The organism is Streptomyces sp. CBMA291, assembly GCF_014596525.1.
Classification (GTDB): domain Bacteria; phylum Actinomycetota; class Actinomycetes; order Streptomycetales; family Streptomycetaceae; genus Streptomyces.
In genome coordinates, this window is record NZ_MSJP01000083.1 from 14946 (window position 1) to 33168 (window position 18223).

At 71.4% G+C, this 18223-nt stretch carries 15 protein-coding genes and 1 pseudogene; 1 reads left to right on the forward strand and 15 read right to left on the reverse strand.

Annotation, left to right across the window (positions count from 1 at the left end):
- Nucleotides 1–112: 112 nt before the first annotated feature.
- From BU197_RS19780 to BU197_RS19790, 3 genes are all read right to left on the reverse strand, one after another.
- Nucleotides 113–316, reverse strand: coding sequence for an acyl-CoA carboxylase subunit epsilon (locus BU197_RS19780; protein WP_188269609.1), 204 nt, complete (start codon nucleotides 314–316; stop codon nucleotides 113–115).
- Nucleotides 317–330: 14 nt separating this feature from the next.
- On the reverse strand, nucleotides 331–1914 hold the full coding sequence (locus BU197_RS19785; protein ID WP_188269610.1) for an acyl-CoA carboxylase subunit beta: 1584 nt from the start codon (nucleotides 1912–1914) through the stop codon (nucleotides 331–333).
- 239 nt (nucleotides 1915–2153) lie between these two features.
- Nucleotides 2154–2663 (reverse strand): hypothetical protein, encoded by a 510-nt coding sequence (locus BU197_RS19790; protein ID WP_188269611.1) that lies wholly within the window; start codon nucleotides 2661–2663, stop codon nucleotides 2154–2156.
- A 367-nt stretch (nucleotides 2664–3030) separates the two neighbouring features.
- Between BU197_RS19790 and BU197_RS19795 the strand changes: the two genes are divergently transcribed.
- Nucleotides 3031–3642: a YceI family protein gene (locus BU197_RS19795; RefSeq protein ID WP_188269612.1), complete on the forward strand. Its 612-nt coding sequence runs from the start codon at nucleotides 3031–3033 to the stop codon at nucleotides 3640–3642.
- A 156-nt stretch (nucleotides 3643–3798) separates the two neighbouring features.
- Here the strand turns inward: BU197_RS19795 and BU197_RS19800 are convergent, their stop codons facing one another.
- From BU197_RS19800 to BU197_RS19850, 12 genes and pseudogenes are all read right to left on the reverse strand, one after another.
- The gene (locus BU197_RS19800) at nucleotides 3799–5157 is read right to left on the reverse strand and encodes a hypothetical protein (protein ID WP_188269613.1); all 1359 of its coding nucleotides are present in this window, start codon (nucleotides 5155–5157) and stop codon (nucleotides 3799–3801) included.
- A gap of 189 nt (nucleotides 5158–5346) precedes the next feature.
- Nucleotides 5347–6963, reverse strand: coding sequence for a citramalate synthase (gene cimA / locus BU197_RS19805; protein ID WP_188269614.1), 1617 nt, complete (start codon nucleotides 6961–6963; stop codon nucleotides 5347–5349).
- Between the two features lie 401 nt (nucleotides 6964–7364).
- On the reverse strand, nucleotides 7365–7910 hold the full coding sequence (locus BU197_RS19810; protein ID WP_188269764.1) for a TetR/AcrR family transcriptional regulator: 546 nt from the start codon (nucleotides 7908–7910) through the stop codon (nucleotides 7365–7367).
- Nucleotides 7911–8007: 97 nt separating this feature from the next.
- A complete protein-coding gene (locus BU197_RS19815) occupies nucleotides 8008–9024 on the reverse strand; it encodes an agmatine/peptidylarginine deiminase (protein WP_188269615.1) in 1017 nt (338 codons plus the stop codon).
- Nucleotides 9025–9060: 36 nt separating this feature from the next.
- On the reverse strand, nucleotides 9061–10743 hold the full coding sequence (locus BU197_RS19820; protein WP_188269616.1) for an urease subunit alpha: 1683 nt from the start codon (nucleotides 10741–10743) through the stop codon (nucleotides 9061–9063).
- A gap of 152 nt (nucleotides 10744–10895) precedes the next feature.
- A pseudogene (ureA, locus tag BU197_RS19825) lies at nucleotides 10896–11570 on the reverse strand (urease subunit gamma); the annotation flags it as partial.
- 329 nt (nucleotides 11571–11899) lie between these two features.
- Complete coding sequence (locus BU197_RS19830; RefSeq protein WP_188269618.1) at nucleotides 11900–12988, reverse strand: branched-chain amino acid aminotransferase; 1089 nt, start codon at nucleotides 12986–12988, stop codon at nucleotides 11900–11902.
- A gap of 262 nt (nucleotides 12989–13250) precedes the next feature.
- The gene (locus tag BU197_RS19835) at nucleotides 13251–14291 is read right to left on the reverse strand and encodes a 3-isopropylmalate dehydrogenase (protein ID WP_188269619.1); all 1041 of its coding nucleotides are present in this window, start codon (nucleotides 14289–14291) and stop codon (nucleotides 13251–13253) included.
- 142 nt (nucleotides 14292–14433) lie between these two features.
- On the reverse strand, nucleotides 14434–14565 hold the full coding sequence (locus BU197_RS31060) for a hypothetical protein (protein WP_262928261.1): 132 nt from the start codon (nucleotides 14563–14565) through the stop codon (nucleotides 14434–14436).
- 326 nt (nucleotides 14566–14891) lie between these two features.
- A complete protein-coding gene (locus BU197_RS19840) occupies nucleotides 14892–15428 on the reverse strand; it encodes a GNAT family N-acetyltransferase (protein ID WP_188269620.1) in 537 nt (178 codons plus the stop codon).
- A gap of 156 nt (nucleotides 15429–15584) precedes the next feature.
- A complete protein-coding gene (gene pruA / locus BU197_RS19845; RefSeq protein ID WP_188269621.1) occupies nucleotides 15585–17225 on the reverse strand; it encodes an L-glutamate gamma-semialdehyde dehydrogenase in 1641 nt (546 codons plus the stop codon).
- A gap of 33 nt (nucleotides 17226–17258) precedes the next feature.
- Nucleotides 17259–18185, reverse strand: a complete 927-nt coding sequence (locus BU197_RS19850; protein WP_188269622.1) for a proline dehydrogenase family protein — start codon at nucleotides 18183–18185, stop codon at nucleotides 17259–17261.
- Between the last annotated feature and the right edge of the window lie 38 nt (nucleotides 18186–18223).

The window sequence follows — 18223 nt, forward strand, 5'->3', positions numbered from 1 at the left end:
TGTTCACCGGGGCCCGGCCCTTCGCCGTACGGGACGCGTACGGGATCCCTACGCGGTCCGTACGGGACGCGTACGCGATCCGTACGCGGTCCCTACGGGATGCGTGCGGGGGTCAGCGCCAGCTGTGCGGGGCGCGGAAGCCGTGCTCGCGCTCCAGTCGGCGCCAGCGGGCCGTGGTGCGGCCGTGGTGGTCCGCCGTCGGGGCCTCGTCGGCACGGGCGGCGGCGCGGGCGAGCAGCACCGCGGTGATCGCGGCCAGCTCCTCGGGGTCGGCGTGGCCCTTCTCGACGCGGAGAAGGTTGGCAGGGGTGCTCACGTGGATGACTCCTCTTACTGAGGCGGGTTGCCGTGCTTGCGGGACGGCAGGTCGGCGTGCTTGGTGCGGAGCATCGCGAGGGACTTGATGAGGACCTGGCGGGTGTCGGCGGGGTCGATGACGTCGTCGACGAGACCGCGCTCGGCCGCGTAGTACGGGTGCATCAGTTCGGCCTTGTACTCCTTGACCATGCGGGTGCGCATGGCCTCGGGGTCCTCCGCTTCGGCGATCTGCTTGCGGAAGATGACGTTGGCGGCGCCCTCGGCGCCCATCACCGCGATCTCGTTGGTGGGCCAGGCGTAGGTGAGGTCGGCACCGATGGACTGGGAGTCCATGACGATGTAAGCACCGCCGTACGCCTTGCGCAGGATGAGGGAGATCCGGGGCACGGTCGCGTTGCAGTAGGCGTAGAGCAGCTTGGCGCCGTGCCGGATGATCCCGCCGTGCTCCTGGTCGACGCCCGGCAGGAAGCCGGGGACGTCCAGGAGGGTGACGATCGGGATGTTGAAGGCGTCGCACATCTGGACGAAGCGAGCCGCCTTCTCGGAGGCCTCGATGTCCAGGACGCCCGCGAGGGTCTGGGGCTGGTTGGCGACGATGCCGACGACCTGACCGTCGAGCCGGGCCAGGGCGCAGATGATGTTGCGGGCCCAGCGCTCGTGGATCTCCAGGTAGTCGCCGTCGTCGACGAGCTCCTCGATGACCTTGTGCATGTCGTACGGGCGGTTGCCGTCGGCGGGCACGAGGTCGAGCAGGACGTCGGAGCGGCGGTCGGCCGGGTCCTCGGAGGCGACGGCCGGGGGGTTCTCTCGGTTGTTCTGCGGGAGCATCGACAGGAGGTAGCGGACCTCGGCGATGCAGGTCTCCTCGTCGTCGTACGCGAAGTGCGAGACACCGGAGACACCCGCGTGGACGTCGGCGCCGCCCAGACCGTTCTGGGTGATCTCCTCACCCGTGACCGCCTTGACGACATCCGGCCCCGTGATGAACATCTGCGAGGTCTCACGGACCATGAACACGAAGTCGGTCAGCGCCGGACTGTACGCCGCGCCACCCGCGCACGGGCCGAGCATCACACTGATCTGCGGGATCACACCCGAGGCACGCGTGTTGCGCTGGAAGATGCCACCGTAACCGGCGAGCGCCGAGACACCCTCCTGGATACGGGCACCCGCACCGTCGTTCAGGGAGACCAGCGGCGCACCCGCCGCGATGGCCATGTCCATGATCTTGTGGATCTTCGTCGCGTGCGCCTCGCCCAGCGCACCACCGAAGATCCGGAAATCATGCGCGTACACGAAGACCGTCCGGCCCTCCACCGTGCCCCAGCCGGTGATCACACCGTCCGTGAACGGCTTCTTCGCCTCCAGGCCGAAGCCCTGGGCGCGGTGCCGGCGCAACTGCTCGACCTCGTTGAACGAACCCGGGTCGAGCAGCAGCTCGATCCGCTCGCGCGCGGTCAGCTTGCCCTTCGCGTGCTGTGCCTCGGTCGCCCGCGCGCTCGGCCCCTGGAGGGCCTGCTCGCGCAGGACACGCAGTTCGGCTACCCGGCCACGGGAGTCGACGGGCTCGCTCGGGATCTGGTCCACAACGGTCATGTATCGACCCTACGAAGTCGGGCAAGAAAACTCCGCCGTCGACTCCGTACAGTCTCGCGTGTCGATTCCTGGTGGGGACGGACAGAAGGACCCCCTGATCGACCTGAGTCGACAGTCCAGGACCCCTCGCCTTTGTACGGTTCCTCTAAGCACCCTTGACAGGGTCCCTCACAGGAGAGCCCCCTGCGGCCTGCCCGAGGGGACGGGTCGCAGGGGGCTCCCGGAGGCGGTGGCGCGGGTCAGCAGCCGCCGCAGTTGTAGAAGATCACATCCCAGTGGTTGCCCTCGTCGGCGTAGACGTTGCCCGCCCCGGACTGCCACTGCGGGGCACCGTCACTCCGGACGCCGATGTACGTGAACGTGTTCTTCACGTAGTTGGTCAGACAGGTGGCCTTGGCGAAGTCGAGCTTGTAGCCGTTCCAGTGGGAGTACGTGCCGCTGGAGTGCCCGGTCTCGGTGCCGCCGGTGATGTTGAGGGCGCAGCCTCCGGCGCTCTTGAGGGTCTGGGCGCCCTGGGCGGTGGCCAGGTTGAGCTGGTCGAAGGACGTGCAGGTGGAGACGTTGCGGTCGGAGCAGTTGCCGGACGAGGACCAGGTGATCCCGGAGGAGCGGAACATCGAGGTCGCGGTGGCGTGACTGATCTTGCTCGCCGCGTGGGCTTCGCCGGGCGCGGCGAGGACGCCGACACCGGGCGCGAAGAGCGCGCCCAGGACGAGGGCGAGCGCGGTGAGGACGGAGCGGATCTTCATCGGGTGTGCCTCCTGCTGATGACCGTGACGGTGAGGGGAACGGCGGTGCAGGTGGTGCCGAGTACCCCGCGTGGCGGGGGTCGCAGGGAGATGGTGCCGCAGCTCTCCGTGCGTCCGGAAGGGGGCGTCGGCGCCCGGCGCCCTCCTCTCCGGGCGAATGCGCCTGAGCGCCCCCCTCCCCTGCTCGCGCGCCCCCACCCCCGCCCCCGAGGCTCGTCGCCCGGCATCCGGCATCCGGCCCGCCCGAAGCGCCCGAATCCAAGGAAGGTTGAAAGTTGAACGGAATGGGTCTACAGTCATTCTCGTTGAAGGTTCAACAAGCGCCGATCCGATCGGCACCACCATTCCGATCAAGGAGCAGTCAGTCATGGGTCTCTTCAACCGCAAGAGCAACGCGTCCACCGCCACCACCGCCGCCCGCCCCGTGGACCCGGCGCTCGCCGCCCTGACCGGCGACTACACGATCGACCCGGCGCACAGCAGCATCGGCTTCACCGTCCGCCACGCGATGGTCACCAACGTCCGCGGCACCTTCTCCGAGTACGAGGGCGCGCTGAAGCTGGACGGCAAGAACCCCGCCGTCTCCACCGCCTCCATCGAGGTGAAGATCGCCTCCATCGACACCGGCATCGGCGACCGTGACGGGCACCTGCGCAGCGGCGACTTCTTCGACGCCGAGCAGTTCCCGCTGATGACCTTCCGCTCGACCACCGCCGAGCAGCTCGGTGGCGACACCTACCGCATCACCGGCGACCTGACCATCAAGGACGTCACCAAGCCGCTCTCCATCGACCTGGAGTTCAACGGCTCGGCGACCGACGTCTACGGCAACGAGCGCGTCGGCTTCGAGGGCTCCGCCGAGATCCTGCGCTCCGCGTGGGGTCTGACCTGGAACGCGGCCCTGGAGACCGGTGGCGTGATGGTCAGCGACAAGGTCAAGCTGAACTTCGACATCTCCGCGATCAAGAACGCCGCCTGATCCGGCCCACACCGCCGGGCACCGGACGCCTGACCCCGACCGCCTGACCTCGGCCACCGGGCGTCGGACACCGGGCGTCGGGCGTCGGACACGCGCAGGGCGTCCCCGCTTCCCTTACGGGATGCGGGGACGCCCTGTTTCGCGTGGAGCGGGGCCCTAGAACCCGCCCCCGCCGTCGAAGCCGCCGCCACCGCCACCGCCGAAGTCGCCGCCGCCGAAGCCCCCGCCGTCGCCGAAGCCGTCACCGCCGAAGTCCGACGGGGAGAAGTCGGCGCCGGAGAAGTCGCCGCCCTGGAAGTCCCCGCCGCCGTACTCGGAGGCGTACGCCGGGGTGGCGAGCATCGAGCCGAGGACCGTGCCCATCAGCAGCCCCGGGAGCATGCCGCCGCCGAAGTAGCCGCCCGCCCAGGGGCCGTAGGCGGGGCCCGCCTCCCAGTAGGGGCGGCGGCCCGCGTCCGTCTCGACCGTGCGGGCGTGCGGGTCGAGGCCGTCGTCGAGCCTGGCCGCGTCGGCGGCGCAGACCGGGACCTCGCGGGCGGCGCCGCCGGCCGGGGTCCAGACCCGGTCCACGGTGGAGGGGCCGTGGCGCGGGTCGAAGAAGCAGGGGGCCCTGCGCTCGGGAAGCGGGCGGTGCTCACGGCGGGCCGCGAGGACGGCGAGGGAGTAGCGGCCGTCCTCCAGGGTCTCGGTGACGCCCCGGACGTCACGCGGCCGGGCGGCCGAGGCCATCAGGGACTTGGCCCGGTCGTAGGAGTCGAGAGCGCGCTCGTAGTCTCCGCGCATGGCGTCGTCGGCGCCGGGCTCGCCCGGGTGGAAGTCGAGCCGGTCGAGTTCCTCGCCGAAGGCGGTGATGTCCTCGTCCACGACGACCCTGAGCCGGTCGAGGGCGGCGCGCTCCTCGGCCTCCTTGCGCCGCCGGTTGCGGCGCGTGATCGCGTAGGCGCCCGCACCGCCCGCGACGACGACCCCGCCGAGGACGGCGAGCCCGGCGACCGGGGTCCCCGAGTCCCCGCCGCCTGCACCCCAGCTCGCGGGGGCGGAGCCACGCAGGGAGGGCAGGGCCTGGTCGACGAAGTCGTTCAGCTCGGTGGCCGTGTCGACGCCGGGGGCCCGGACGGCGGTGACGAGGTTGCGGACCGCCCGCGAGGGCATGACCGCCCGGTCGGCGCCCGCGTCGAAGCCGCCGCCGAGGCGGACGGCGTACAGACCGGTGACGCCGGTCCTGGTCCGCAGGTCGGCGAGGAGGTTCTCCGGCGGGAACTGGGCGTTCGCCGGGAGGACCGCGACGAACAGCGGCTTGCCCGCGTCCTTGATCTTCTTCGCGAGGGCGTCGGCCTCGGCCTTGGACAGCTGGCCGGCCGCGCCCGGGTCGACGTACACCGGCCCCTGTCTCAGGGCGGCTGCCGCGTCGGAGAGGCCCGTGGTCCCGGCCCCCGCGGTGGGGGCCAGGACCAGGAGCAGGAGCAGTGTCAGCCCGGCGAGGGCCGACGAAACGGTGAGCGGCCTGGTCCTCATGGTCCGACGCTACCCGAACGGCGCCGAACGGGGCATGGCGGGAGGTACCGGCGGTTACCCTTCCGGCACCTCGGCCGCCCGCGCCTCGGCCGTCGGTGCTCCGGCCGCCCGCGCCCCGGCCGTCGGCACCTCGGCGGCCCGTGCCCCCACCGGCTCCCCCACCGGTCACCCCGCCGGTTGCTCCCCCGGCTACTCCGCCGGTTCGACGCCCGCCCGGAGCAGGCCGTAGGTGAAGGCGTCCTCAAGGGCCTGCCAGGAGGCGGCGATCACGTTCTCGGCGACGCCGACCGTGGACCACTCGGTGTTGCCGTCGCTGGTGGTGACCAGGACCCGGGTGGTGGACTCGGTGCCGTGGCGTCCTTCGAGGATGCGGACCTTGTAGTCGGTCAGCTCGAACTTGGCGAGCTGCGGGTAGATCCGCTCCAGGGCGACCCGCAGCGCCCGGTCGAGGGCGTTGACCGGGCCGTTGCCCTCGGCGGTGGCCACGATCCGCTCGCCCTTGGCCCAGAGCTTCACGGTGGCCTCGTTGGCGTGGACGCCGTCGGGGCGGTCCTCGACGATGGCCCGCCAGGACTCCGTACGGAAGTAGCGGCGGGCCCGGCCCTCGGCCTCCTGACGCAGCAGCAGCTCGAAGGAGGCGTCGGCGGCCTCGTACGTGTAGCCCTTGAGTTCGCGCTCCTTGACCCGGGCGACGACCCGGCCGATGAGTTCGCGGTCGCCGCCGAGGTCGACGCCGAGTTCCTTGCCCTTGAGTTCGATGGAGGCGCGCCCCGCCATGTCGGAGACCAGCATCCGCATGGTGTTGCCGACGAGTTCGGGGTCGATGTGCTGGTAGAGGTCGGGGTCGACCTTGATGGCCGAGGCGTGCAGTCCGGCCTTGTGGGCGAAGGCGGAGACGCCGACGTACGGCTGGTGGGTGGAGGGGGTGAGGTTGACGACCTCGGCGATGGCGTGCGAGATCCTGGTCATCTCGGCGAGGGCGCCTTCGGGCAGCACCTTCTTGCCGTACTTGAGCTCCAGGGCTGCGACGACGGGGAACAGGTTGGCGTTGCCGACCCGCTCGCCGTAGCCGTTGGCGGTGCACTGGACGTGGGTGGCGCCCGCGTCGACGGCGGCGAGGGTGTTGGCGACCGCGCAACCGGTGTCGTCCTGGGCGTGGATGCCGAGCCGGGCGCCGGTGTCGGCGAGGACGGTGGCGACGACCGCCTGGACCTGGGCGGGCAGCATGCCGCCGTTGGTGTCGCAGAGGATGACGACCTCGGCGCCCGCCTCGTGCGCGGCGCGGACGACGGCCTTGGCGTAGTCGGGGTTGGCCTTGTAGCCGTCGAAGAAGTGCTCGCAGTCGACGAAGACGCGGCGGCCCTGGGAGCGGAGGTGGGCGACGGTGTCGCGGACCATCTCCAGGTTCTCGTCCAGGGTGGTGCGCAGGGCCAGCTCGACATGCCGGTCGTGCGACTTGGCGACGAGGGTGACGACCGGGGCGCCGGAGTCGAGGAGGGCCTTGACCTGCGGGTCCTCGGCGGCGCGCGCTCCGGCCCTGCGGGTGGCGCCGAAGGCGACGAGCTGCGCGTTCTTGAACGCGATCTCCTGCCGGGCGCGGGCGAAGAACTCCGTGTCGCGCGGGTTGGCGCCGGGCCAGCCGCCCTCGATGAAGCCGACGCCGAACTCGTCGAGGTGGCGGGCGATGGTGAGCTTGTCCGCGACGGTGAGGTTGATGCCTTCACGCTGCGCCCCGTCGCGCAGCGTCGTGTCGAAGACATGGAAGCTGTCGTCGAGGCTCGTGCCCCCGGCGTTCTCCGTGGTCATGACTGTGATGGCTCCTGTCGGATGTGGCTCCGGAAGGTCTGGATCCACTTGCCCCCATTCTCACGCGCCGTCCGTTTCCGGCGTGGGTGGGGCCGGAAAACGAAAAAACCCCTCGCGGGTGCGAGAGGTCTGCGCGCGGGTCTGGGGCACGATGTCCGCCTGCGTGGGGGTCTTTCCACGCTTCAGCGGTCACTGCGGACCGGCGCGCTGCTGCCGATAATCATCGTGGTAGCAAGCACGCCGGAAGTCTGACACAGGTGACGGCGCGGGGGGACGCCGATCTCACGATACGGGCAGCTCGTCCCGTCGCCCATGTGCGGGCGGCGCGGGCGCGGGCCGGTGAGGGAGGGTGGGGGGGCACGGTCGCGAACCGGTGGGCGGCACGGGCGCGGGCCGGTGGTTCACGGGCGGGCCGACAGTTCCTCGTCCAGGAACTCCCGTACGTGGTCGAGGACCCTGGCCCTTCCGGTGCCGGGCAGTCCGACGGCGACATGGACGCTGAAGCCGTCGAGGAGGGCCCTGGTGCGGGCGGCGAAGCGGCCGGTGTCGACGGGGCGGAACTCGCCGCGCGCGATGCCCTCGGTGAGCAGCGTGACCAGATCGTGGTGCCAGGACCCCTCGATGGACGCCTGGCGCGCGCGGGCGTCGGCGGCGGCGTTCCGCGAGCGGTTCCAGACCTCAAGCCAGAGCGTCCAGTGCGGGTCGCCGGGCCCGTCGGGCACGTACAGGTCCACGTACGCGTCGAGTCGCGCGCGGACGGTCCCCGGGCGGGACAGCAGGGCGTCCCGCTCGGTCCCGAGGCGTCCTTCGCTCCACTCCAGGGTCCGCAGGAGCAGCTCGTCCTTGGTGCGGAAGTAGTAGAGCAGGTGCCCGCTGCTCATGCCGACCCGGCGGCCGAGCCCGGCCATGGTGAGGCCGTCGAGTCCGTGCGCGGCGATGGTGTCCATGGCGGCGGCGAGGACGTCCTCGCGGGGCGGCGCGGCCTGGTGGCGCCGCCGGGAGGGGTTGCTGCTCTGACTCACTCGTATCGTTCTACAGGATGGGTCAGGGCTTCGGCTGCTGCTGGGTGATGCAGTGGATGCCTCCTCCGGCGGCGAAGACGGCACGGGCGTCCACGAGGACGACCTCCCGTTCGGGGAAGAGACGGCGGAAGATCGCGGCCGCCCGTTCGTCGTGCGGGTCGTCGAAGGCGCAGAGGATCACGGCGCCTTCGCACAGGTAGTGGTTGATGTAGGAGTAGTCGACCCAGTCGCCTTCCTCGTCCTTGAGGACGGTGGGCGCGGGGACCTCGACGACCTCCAGGGGGCGGCCCCGGGCGTCGGTCCGGCCGCGCAGCAGCTCGACGTGGGTGCGGGAGCGCTCGAAGTCGGGGTGGGCCGAGTCCTGCTGGCTGTGGACGAGGACGGTGCCGGGGCGGGCGAAGGCGGCGACGATGTCGACGTGGCCCTGGGTGCCGTAGCGGCCGTAGTCGGCGGTGAGGCCGTGCGGGAGCCAGATCGCCTCGGTGGTGCCCAGCTTGGCGTGGATCTCCTCCTCGACGCGCTCGCGGGTCCAGTCGGGGTTGCGGCCCGCGCCGAGCTGGACGGTCTCGGTCAGCAGGACCGTGCCCTCGCCGTCGACGTGGATCGCGCCGCCCTCGTTGACCAGCGGGGACGGCAGTACGGGGACGCCTGCCAGGTCGGCGACCTCGCGGGCGATCGCGGAGTCGTGCTCCCAGCGGGCCCAGTCCTGGGCACCCCAGCCGTTGAACACCCAGTCGACGGCGGAGAGCCGGGTGCCGTTCGTGACGAAGGTGGGGCCGATGTCCCGCATCCAGGCGTCGTCGAGTTCCCGCTCGACCAGCTCGACGTCGGGGCCGAGGAGGGCGCGGGCCTCTTCCGTCCCGCCGGGCGGGACGACCATCGTGACCGGTTCGAAGCGGCGTACGGCGCGGGCCACCGCCGCCCAGGCGGTACGGGCGCGGGCCAGTGCCGCCGGGTCGGCGAAGGTCGCGTTGGGGCTGGGCCAGGCCATCCAGGTGCGCTCGTGGGGCGCCCACTCGGCGGGCATGCGGAAGGTCATGGGGCGGGTCCTTGGGGGTACGGGGCCGGGCGGGTGTCAGAGGAAGTAGAGGCGGTTGAGGGAGACGGAGTCGGCGGGCGCGGAGCGGAGCGGGTCGCCGTCGAGGGAGACGAGTCCGGAGCGGCCGTCGACCTGGACGTCGCCGACCCGGGAGTTAAGCCGCAGGTCGGCGGGGCCGATGCCCCGGGTGCCGCGCACGGGGACGCGGCGGCGGCGGGTCGGCATCAGGTCGGCGCCGAGGTCGACGGCCGCCCGCGCGACGAACGCCACGGAGAGGTCGGCGGCGGTGGCGCCGTGGGCGCCGAACTGCGGGCCGAGGACGAGCGGTTCGCAGGAGTCGGTGGCGGCGTTCGGGTCGCCCACCACTCCGTACGCGGGGAAGCCGGACTTCAGCACCAGCTGCGGCTTCGCGCCGAAGAACTCCGGCCGCCACAGCACGATGTCGGCGAGCTTGCCGGTCTCGATGGAGCCGACCTCGTGCGCGAGGCCGTGGGCGATCGCCGGGTTGACGGTGAGCTTGGCGAGGTAGCGCAGGACGCGTGCGTTGTCGTCGTGCGGTCCGTCGTCCTCCAGGGGGCCGCGCTCGGCCTTCATCTTCCCGGCCATGGCGAAGGTCCGGCGCACGGTCTCGCCCGCCCGGCCCATCCCCTGCGCGTCGGAGGAGGTGATCCCGATGGCGCCGAGGTCGTGCAGGACGTCCTCGGCGCCCATGGTCCCGGCCCTGATCCGGTCGCGGGCCATGGCGGCGTCGCCGGGCAGGTCGGTCTTCAGGTCGTGGACGGAGACGATCATCCCGTAGTGCTCGGCGACGGCGTCCCGGCCGAAGGGCAGGGTGGGGTTGGTGGAGGAGCCGATGACGTTCGGGACGCCCGCCATCCGCAGGACGTTGGGGACGTGTCCGCCGCCGCAGCCCTCGATGTGGAAGGCGTGGATGGTCCGCCCCTCCAGGACGCGGAGGGTGTCCTCGACGGAGAGGCATTCGTTGAGCCCGTCGCTGTGCAGGGCGACCTGGACGTCGTACTCCTCCGCGACCCGCAGGGCGGTGTCGAGGGCGCGGGTGTGGGCGCCCATGTCCTCGTGGACCTTGAAGCCGGACGCGCCGCCCTCGGCGAGGGCCTCGACCAGCGGCGCCGGGTCCGAGGAGGAGCCCCGGGCCAGGAAGCCGATGTTGACCGGCCAGGCGTCGAAGGCGTTGAACGCGTGCCGGAGCGCCCAGGGCGAGTTCACGCCCACTCCCCAGACGGGGCCGAACTCCTGGCCGATGACGGTGGTGACGCCGCTGGCGAGCGAGGCTTCCATGATCCGGGGCGAGAGCAGGTGCACATGGGTGTCGATGGCCCCGGCGGTGGCGATGAGGCCCTCGCCGGAGACGATCGAGGTGCCGGTGCCGACGACGACGTCCACCCCGTCGAGGGTGTCGGGGTTCCCGGCCCGTCCGATCGCGTGGATACGGCCCTCGCGGATGCCGATCGACGTCTTGCGGATGCCCTGGACGGCGTCGATCACCAGGACGTTGCTGATGACGACGTCACAGGTCTCGCGGACGGCGGCGGCCTTGAGGTGCAGTCCGTCGCGGGCGGTCTTGCCGAAACCGGCCAGGAACTCGTCGCCCGGCTTCTGGGAGTCGGACTCGACCCGGACGACGAGCCCGGAATCGCCCAGGACGACCCGGTCGCCGGCGCGGGGGCCGTGCACGGAGGCGTACTCGTAGGGGTCCATCACTCGTCCTCGCTTCCTGCGGCGCCGGTCGCCGGGGTGCCGGTTCGCGGGGCGCCTGTTCCTGCGGTGCCGATTGCTGCGGCGCCTGTTCCTGCGGTGCCGCCTTCCGGAGGGGTGCTGCCTTCTGGAGGGGCGCCGCCTTCCGGAGGGGTGCTGCCCAGATAGCCGCACGCCCGCGCACGGCGCAGGGCCTCTTCCTTCGCGCCGGGTGCGTCGAGGGGGCCGTCGACCAGGCCCGCGAAGCCGATGGCGACGCGGGCGCCGCCGATCGGCACGAGTCCGACCTCCGCCGCGCCGCCCGGGTCGAAGCGGAAGGAGGCTCCGGCGGGGACGGCGAGGCGCATGCCGTAGGCGGCGGCGCGGTCGAAGTCAAGCCGGGGGTTGGCCTCGAAGAAGTGGAAGTGGGAGGTGACGCTGACGGGGACGGCGGCCGTGTTCCGTACGAGGAGGGTGAGCGCCGGTTCGTCCTCCGGGTGGCCGGGGCCGGGGAGCAGCGCGCCGGGGGCCGCCGGGCCGAGTCCGCCGCCGCCGATGGGGTCGGAGACGATCGCGAGCCGGGAGCCGTCGTCGAAGACGGCCTCCACCTGGACCTCGGTGACCACGTCGGCGACGCCGGGGAGGACGTCGTCGGGGCCGAGGACCGCGCGGGCCGCCTCGATCGCCTCGGCGAGCCGCCTGCCGTCGCGGGCCGCCTCGCAGACGGTGTCGGCGATGAGGGCGGTGGCCTCGGGGACGTTGAGCCGCAGGCCCCGGGCCCGGCGGGCGCGGGCGAGTTCGGCGGCTCCGAAGAGCAGCAACCGGTCGCGTTCCGTAGGGGTCAGTCGCATTGCCCCGGGCACCTCCTGCACTGGCCTGCATGGATTTGAGTGCCACTCTAAATCCCGGAACGACGGATTCCAAGGGGGTGGGGCGGTGGCGGGGTGGCACCGGACAGGGCGACGCGCACGCGCGGCCGGGCGTCCCCGGGTACGCGGCCGGGCGTCACCAAGTACGCGGCCGGGCGTCACCAAGTACGCGGCCGGGCGTCACCAAGTACGCGGTCCGGCGTCCCCGGATGCGACGGAGCCCGCTCACGGCCGGGCGCCACCGGATACGACGGAGCCCCCGGCGCGGTGTGCGTCCGGGGGCGTGTCGGAGAGCGAGGGGGCGGGGTCCGTCAGCCCAGCTCGTGCATCCAGCCGTGCTTGTCCTCGGTCTTGCCGGTCTGGACGGCGAGCAGCGCCTCACGCAGCTTCATGGTGATCTCGCCGGGCTCGCCGCCGGACTGCTTCCACTCGCCGCGCTCGGACTTGACCGTGCCGACGGGGGTGATCACGGCGGCGGTGCCGCAGGCGAAGACCTCGGTGAGGGTGCCGTTCGCGGAGTCGGCCTGCCACTGGTCGATGGAGACGCGGCCCTCCTCCGGCTCCAGACCGAGATCGGCCGCCAGGGCGAGCAGCGAGTCACGGGTGATGCCCGCGAGCAGCGAACCGGTGAGGGTGGGGGTGATCAGCTTGTTCCCGTACACGAAGTACAGGTTCATGCCGCCCAGCTCCTCGACCCACTTGTGCTCCACGGCGTCGAGGTAGGCGACCTGGTCGCAGCCCTTCTCGGCGGCTTCGGCCTGGGCGAGCAGGGAGGCGGCGTAGTTGCCGCCGGTCTTGGCGTCGCCGACGCCGCCGGGGACGGCGCGGACGCGGTTCTCCGAGAGCCAGATGGAGACGGGCTTCACGCCGCCGGGGAAGTACGGGCCCGCCGGGGAGGCGATGACGACGAAGAGGTACTCGTTCGCCGGGCGGACGCCGAGACCGACCTCCGTCGCGATCATGAAGGGGCGCAGGTAGAGCGAGGCCTCGCCGCCGTGCTCCGGGACCCACTCCTTGTCCTGCCGGACGAGGGCGTCACAGGCCTCGACGAAGGTCTCGACGGGCAGCTCGGGCATGGCGAGCCGGCGGGCGGAGGCGACGAAGCGGCGCGCGTTGGCGTCCGGGCGGAAGCTGGCGACCGAGCCGTCGGGGCGGCGGTAGGCCTTGAGCCCCTCGAAGATCTCCTGCGCGTAGTGCAGGACGTTGGTGGCCGGGTCGAGGGCGAGCGGACCGTACGGGACGAGCTGGGCGTCGTGCCAGCCCTGCGCCTCGGTCCACCGGATGGTGACCATGTGGTCGGTGAAGTGGCGTCCGAATCCCGGGTTGGCCAGGATCGCCTCGCGCTCCGCCGCGGAGAGCGGGGTGGAGGTGGGCTTCAGCTCGATCGTGGGCGTCGTCATGAGTGCGTGTCCTTCACCGGTTGTATGGGCAGGACCGCGCGCGTACGCCCTCGTCGCCGGGGGACGGCTGTCCCCGGCGCACCGGACGTCCGAGCATGCCCGCATGCCGCGGCCCCACGTTCGATTATCGCTCGCGGGGACCGCTGGGTGAAACGGGTGACACGGTCCGAATTCAGAGGATGTCGCCCGGTGACCGCACAAGGGGGCAGCCGCCGGGCGCTGGGGCGACCCGACGGCTGCTGAGGATGTCAGTCGGCGCGGGTCAGCTCGCTACTCGCGCGGCGAGCGCGTCGCCGATCTCCCGCGTGCCGCGGACGCTGTCGCCGCGCTCGGTGAGGTCGGCCGCGACGGCCTCCTCGACCCGGGTGGCCTCGGCCTCGTGACCGAGGTGGCGCAGCAGGAGGGCGACGGAGAGGACGGTGGCCGTGGGGTCGGCCTTGCCCTGGCCCGCGATGTCCGGCGCGGAGCCGTGGACCGGCTCGAACATGGACGGGAACTCGCGGCTCGGGTTGATGTTGCCCGAGGCGGCGACGCCGATGCCGCCGGAGACGGCCGCGGCGAGGTCGGTGATGATGTCGCCGAAGAGGTTGTCGGTGACGATCACGTCGAAGCGCGCCGGGTCGGTGACGAGGAAGATCGTCGCCGCGTCGACGTGCAGGTAGTCGGTGGTGACCTCGGGGAACTCGGCCGCGACCGTCTCGAAGATGTTCGTCCAGAGGTGCCCGGCGAAGGTCAGCACGTTGTTCTTGTGGACCAGCGTGAGCTTCTTGCGCGGGCGGGCCTGGGCGCGGGCGAAGGCGTCCCGGACGACTCGCTCGACACCGAAGGCGGTGTTGACCGAGACCTCGGTGGCGACCTCGTGCGGGGTGCCCTTGCGGATGGTGCCGCCGTTGCCGGTGTACGGGCCCTCGGTGCCCTCGCGGACCACGACGAAGTCGATCGCGGGCTCACCGGCGAGCGGGGTGGCCACGCCGGGGAGCAGCTTCGAGGGGCGCAGGTTCACATGATGGTCGAAGGCGAAGCGGAGCTTGAGCAGGAAGCCCCGCTCCAGGACGCCGGAGGGCACCGACGGGTCGCCGATGGCGCCCAGCAGGATGGCGTCGTGCTTCTTGAGGGAGTCGAGGTCGGCGTCGGTGAGGGTCTCACCGGTGGCGTGGTAGCGCTTGGCACCGAAGTCGTATTCCTCGGTCTCCAGCTTCACGTCCTGGGGAAGGACGGCCGCGAGGACCTTGAGGCCCTCGGCCACGACCTCCTGGCCGATGCCGTCGCCGGGAATGACTGCGAGATTGATGCTGTGAGACATGTCGGCACCCTACTCTCCGTCCCACGGTCTGACACGACTACGTCCACCATGTGGACCAATGAAGCCGGTCGACCGGCGGGGAGGCCGATGTCGGCGGCCGGTGTCAGCGGCCCGCGCCAGTGGCTCGTGTCAGTGGCCCGTGTCAGTGGCCGGTGGATCCGCCGTTGTCACGGCGGTCGAGGGCGCGCTGGAGGGCGGCGGCGGCGTTCTGGCGGGCGTCGTCGCTGGGACGGCCGGCGGAGTGGCGGACGCGACGGGTGGGCTGAGCGGCCATGGGGATCGACTCCTTGGGATCGGTGGTGATCCGGACGTACGGAGATCAGCGGAGATCCGTGGTGATCAACGGAGATCAGAGGTGATCGAAGGCGCCGGAGGGGGCGGGGAGCGCGGCCACAGGGGTTACCTGCTCGAAGGGCATCGCGCTCTCGACCGCCATTCGCTGATGAAGCGAGACGTTCGGCTTCTACAAAGCTAGGGCAGGAGACCGCATCTGTCTCCACAATTACTCGGACTTCCTACTATCTGAGACGGCGAAGCCGCCGGAGTCCGTACCAACCCCCTCAGGCCCCCGGCCCGGCACCCTCTGACCGTCCCCCGCCCTCAGGTCACGTCCCCGTCCCGCCAGTCGAAGACGAGGGCGGCTGCCGGGTCGGGCCGTTCGCGTCCGGGCGTCGGGCGCAGGAAGACGGAGCCCTCCTCCTCGGCGAGCCTGACGGTTCCCGAGGGCGTGAGCACCTCGATGTGTCCCGGCCAGGTCCACCAGCCGCGCGCCCGGTAGAGCGCGGCGCCCGCCCGGGACGCGGAGAGGGCCCCGAAGTGGTGCGTTCCCTCGATGATCCGTTCCAGCTCGGCCATCACGGCGCCGCCGAGTCCCTGTCGGCGCAGGTCGGCCCGGACGGCGACCCCTTCGACGTATCCGACGCGGTACGAGCGGCCCCGGTGCAGCAGGCGTCGCTGGACGACGGCCCCGTGGGCGGCGATCCCCCGCTCGTCCTCGGCCCAGACGTGGACCCCGCCGAGGGCGTGGTCCCAGTCGTCCTCGGAGAAGTCCCCCTCGAAGGCCTCGTCGAGCAGGGTCCGTACGGCCCGGAGCCGGTCGGCGCCGAGCCGGTGGGTGGGGGCGGTCCGCAGAAGCATGATCCCAGCGTCTCACGCACGGGTCCGCCCCTGCCGGACACGGAACCGCCCCGGAAGAAGCGGTGGCCCCGGGGAAATGGGAACCGCCCGCCTTCCCGGTTGGGGGACCGGGAAGGCGGGCGGTGGTCTGTGCCGCCCGAGGGCGGCGGGAGGGCGTCAGCCCATGTGCGGGTAGCCGTACTCGGTCGGCGGAACCAGGGTCTCCTTGATGGCGCGGGTCAGCGTCCAGCGCATCAGGTTCTGGGGGGCACCGGCCTTGTCGTTGGTGCCCGACGCGCGGCCGCCACCGAAGGGCTGCTGGCCGACGACGGCACCGGTCGACTTGTCGTTGATGTAGAAGTTGCCCGCCGCGAAGCGGAGCTTCTCCATCGTGTACGCGGCCGCGGCGCGGTCGCCGGAGATGACCGAGCCGGTGAGGGCGTAGTCCGAGACCGACTCCATCTGGGTCAGCATCTCGTCGTACTTCTCGGCAGAACTGTCGTCGTAGACGTGGATGGCGAGGATCGGGCCGAAGTACTCGGCCTTGAAGACCTCGTTCTCCGGGTCGGAGCACTCGATGACGGTCGGGCGGACGAAGTAGCCCACCGAGTCGTCGTAGGTGCCACCGGCGATGATCGTGCAGCTCGGGTCGGCGGTCGCACGGTCGATCGCGGCCTTGTTCTTGGCGAACGAGCGCTCGTCGATGACGGCGCCGATGAAGTTCGACAGATCGGTGACGTCACCCATGGTGATGCCGTCGATCTCAGCGGCGAACTCCTCCTTGAAGCCGTCGTTCCAGATGGACGCCGGGACGTACGCACGCGAGGACGCGGAGCACTTCTGGCCCTGGAACTCGAAGGAGCCGCGGGTCAGGGCGGTCTTCAGGATGGCGCGGTCGGCGCTGGGGTGGGCGACGACGAAGTCCTTGCCGCCGGTCTCGCCGACGATCCGCGGGTACGAGCGGTACTTCTCGATGTTGTTGCCGACGGTCTTCCACAGGTGCTGGAAGGTCCGGGTCGAACCGGTGAAGTGGATGCCCGCGAGGTCGCGGTGGTTCAGGGCCACCTCGGAGACGGCGATGCCGTCGCCGGTCACCAGGTTGATGACGCCCTTCGGCAGGCCGGCCTCCTCCAGAAGCTCCATGAGGAGCACGGCGGAGTGGGTCTGCGTCGGGGACGGCTTCCAGACCACCACGTTGCCCATGAGGGCGGGGGCGGTGGGCAGGTTGCCCGCGATGGCCGTGAAGTTGAACGGCGTGATCGCGTAGACGAAGCCTTCGAGCGGGCGGTGGTCCAGACGGTTCCACACGCCCGGCGAGTTGGCCGGGGGCTGCTCGGCCAGGATCTGGCGGGCGTACGCCACGTTGAAGCGCCAGAAGTCGACGAGCTCGCACGGGGTGTCGATCTCGGCCTGCTGGGCGGTCTTCGACTGGCCGAGCATGGTGGACGCGGCCAGCGTCTCGCGCCACGGGCCGGCCAGCAGCTCGGCGGCGCGCAGGATGATCGCGGCGCGGTCGTCGAAGGACATCGCGCGCCAGGCCGGAGCGGCGGCCAGGGCCGCGTCGATGGCGTCCTGGGCGTCCTGCTCGGTGGCGCCGCGGAAGGTGCCGATGACCGCCTTGTGATTGTGCGGCTGGACGACCTTGAACTCTTCGCCGCCGCCGAGGCGCTTCACGCCGCCGATGGTCATCGGCAGCTCGCGCGGGTTCTCGGCCAGCTCCTTGAGCTTGATCTCAAGGCGGGCACGCTCGGGCGAGCCGGGGGCGTAGCTGTGCACCGGCTCGTTGACCGGAGCGGGGACCTGGGTGACAGCGTCCATGAGTCGCGTAACTCCTTCTGAGGGGTGGTGGGCTCAGCCCTTGGTGAGGATGGAGCGGCCGAAGAAGAGCAGGTTGGCCGGCTTCTCCGCGAGACGGCGCATGAAGTAGCCGTACCAGTCGGTGCCGTAGGCCGTGTACACGCGCATGCGGTGGCCCTCGGCGGCGAGGCGGTGCTGCTCCTCGCTGCGGATGCCGTACAGCATCTGGAACTCGTACTGGTCCAGCTTGCGGCCGGCGCGACGGGCCAGCTCCTGGCCGATGGCGATCAGGCGCGGGTCGTGCGAGCCGATCATCGGGTAGCCCTCGCCGTCCATCAGGATCTTCAGGATCCGGACGTACGCCTTGTCGATCTCGGGCTTCTCCTGGATGGCGACGGAGGCGGGCTCCTTGTAGGCGCCCTTCACGATCCGCACCCGGGAACCGTTCGCGGCGAGGCGACGGGCGTCGTCCTCGGTGCGGAACAGGTAGGCCTGGATGACGCAGCCGGTCTGCGGGAAGTCCTTCCGCAGCTCCTCGTGGATGGCGAACATCGAGTCGAGGGTGGTGTGGTCCTCGGCGTCCAGGGTGACCGTGGTGCCGATCTCGGCGGCGGCCTCGACGACCGGGCGGACGTTGGAGAGGGCCAGCTCGTGCCCGTTCTCCAGCGACTGGCCGAACATCGACAGCTTGACGGACATCTCGGCGCGCTCGCCGAGGCCCAGCTCCTTGAGGCGCCCGATGAGCTCCAGGTAGGCGTCACGGGCGGCGTACGACTGCTCGACGGTGGTGATGTCCTCACCGACGACGTCGAGCGTGACCTCCAGGCCGCGGTCGCTCAGTTCCTGGACGATCGGGACGACGTGGTCGACCTTCTCGCCGGCGATGAAGCGGGCGACGACCTGCTTGGTCCCGGGCGCAGCCGAAACGAAACGGCGCATCTTGTCGCTGCGCGACGCGGCGAGGATCACGGGACCCAGCACGGGGCACCTCCAAAGGAGCAAGGGTAGAACGGGGCCAT

Coding starts and splice junctions, on each gene's coding strand:
- BU197_RS19785 (WP_188269610.1), bottom strand. CDS start 1,914: ATGACCGTTGTGGACCAGATCCCGAGCGAGCCCGTCGACTCCCGTGGC.
- BU197_RS19790 (WP_188269611.1), bottom strand. CDS start 2,663: ATGAAGATCCGCTCCGTCCTCACCGCGCTCGCCCTCGTCCTGGGCGCG.
- BU197_RS19795 (WP_188269612.1), top strand. CDS start 3,031: ATGGGTCTCTTCAACCGCAAGAGCAACGCGTCCACCGCCACCACCGCC.
- BU197_RS19800 (WP_188269613.1), bottom strand. CDS start 5,157: ATGAGGACCAGGCCGCTCACCGTTTCGTCGGCCCTCGCCGGGCTGACA.
- cimA (WP_188269614.1), bottom strand. CDS start 6,963: ATGACCACGGAGAACGCCGGGGGCACGAGCCTCGACGACAGCTTCCAT.
- BU197_RS19810 (WP_188269764.1), bottom strand. CDS start 7,910: ATGGACACCATCGCCGCGCACGGACTCGACGGCCTCACCATGGCCGGG.
- BU197_RS19815 (WP_188269615.1), bottom strand. CDS start 9,024: ATGACCTTCCGCATGCCCGCCGAGTGGGCGCCCCACGAGCGCACCTGG.
- BU197_RS19820 (WP_188269616.1), bottom strand. CDS start 10,743: ATGGACCCCTACGAGTACGCCTCCGTGCACGGCCCCCGCGCCGGCGAC.
- BU197_RS19830 (WP_188269618.1), bottom strand. CDS start 12,988: ATGACGACGCCCACGATCGAGCTGAAGCCCACCTCCACCCCGCTCTCC.
- BU197_RS19835 (WP_188269619.1), bottom strand. CDS start 14,291: ATGTCTCACAGCATCAATCTCGCAGTCATTCCCGGCGACGGCATCGGC.
- BU197_RS31060 (WP_262928261.1), bottom strand. CDS start 14,565: ATGGCCGCTCAGCCCACCCGTCGCGTCCGCCACTCCGCCGGCCGTCCC.
- BU197_RS19840 (WP_188269620.1), bottom strand. CDS start 15,428: ATGCTTCTGCGGACCGCCCCCACCCACCGGCTCGGCGCCGACCGGCTC.
- pruA (WP_188269621.1), bottom strand. CDS start 17,225: ATGGACGCTGTCACCCAGGTCCCCGCTCCGGTCAACGAGCCGGTGCAC.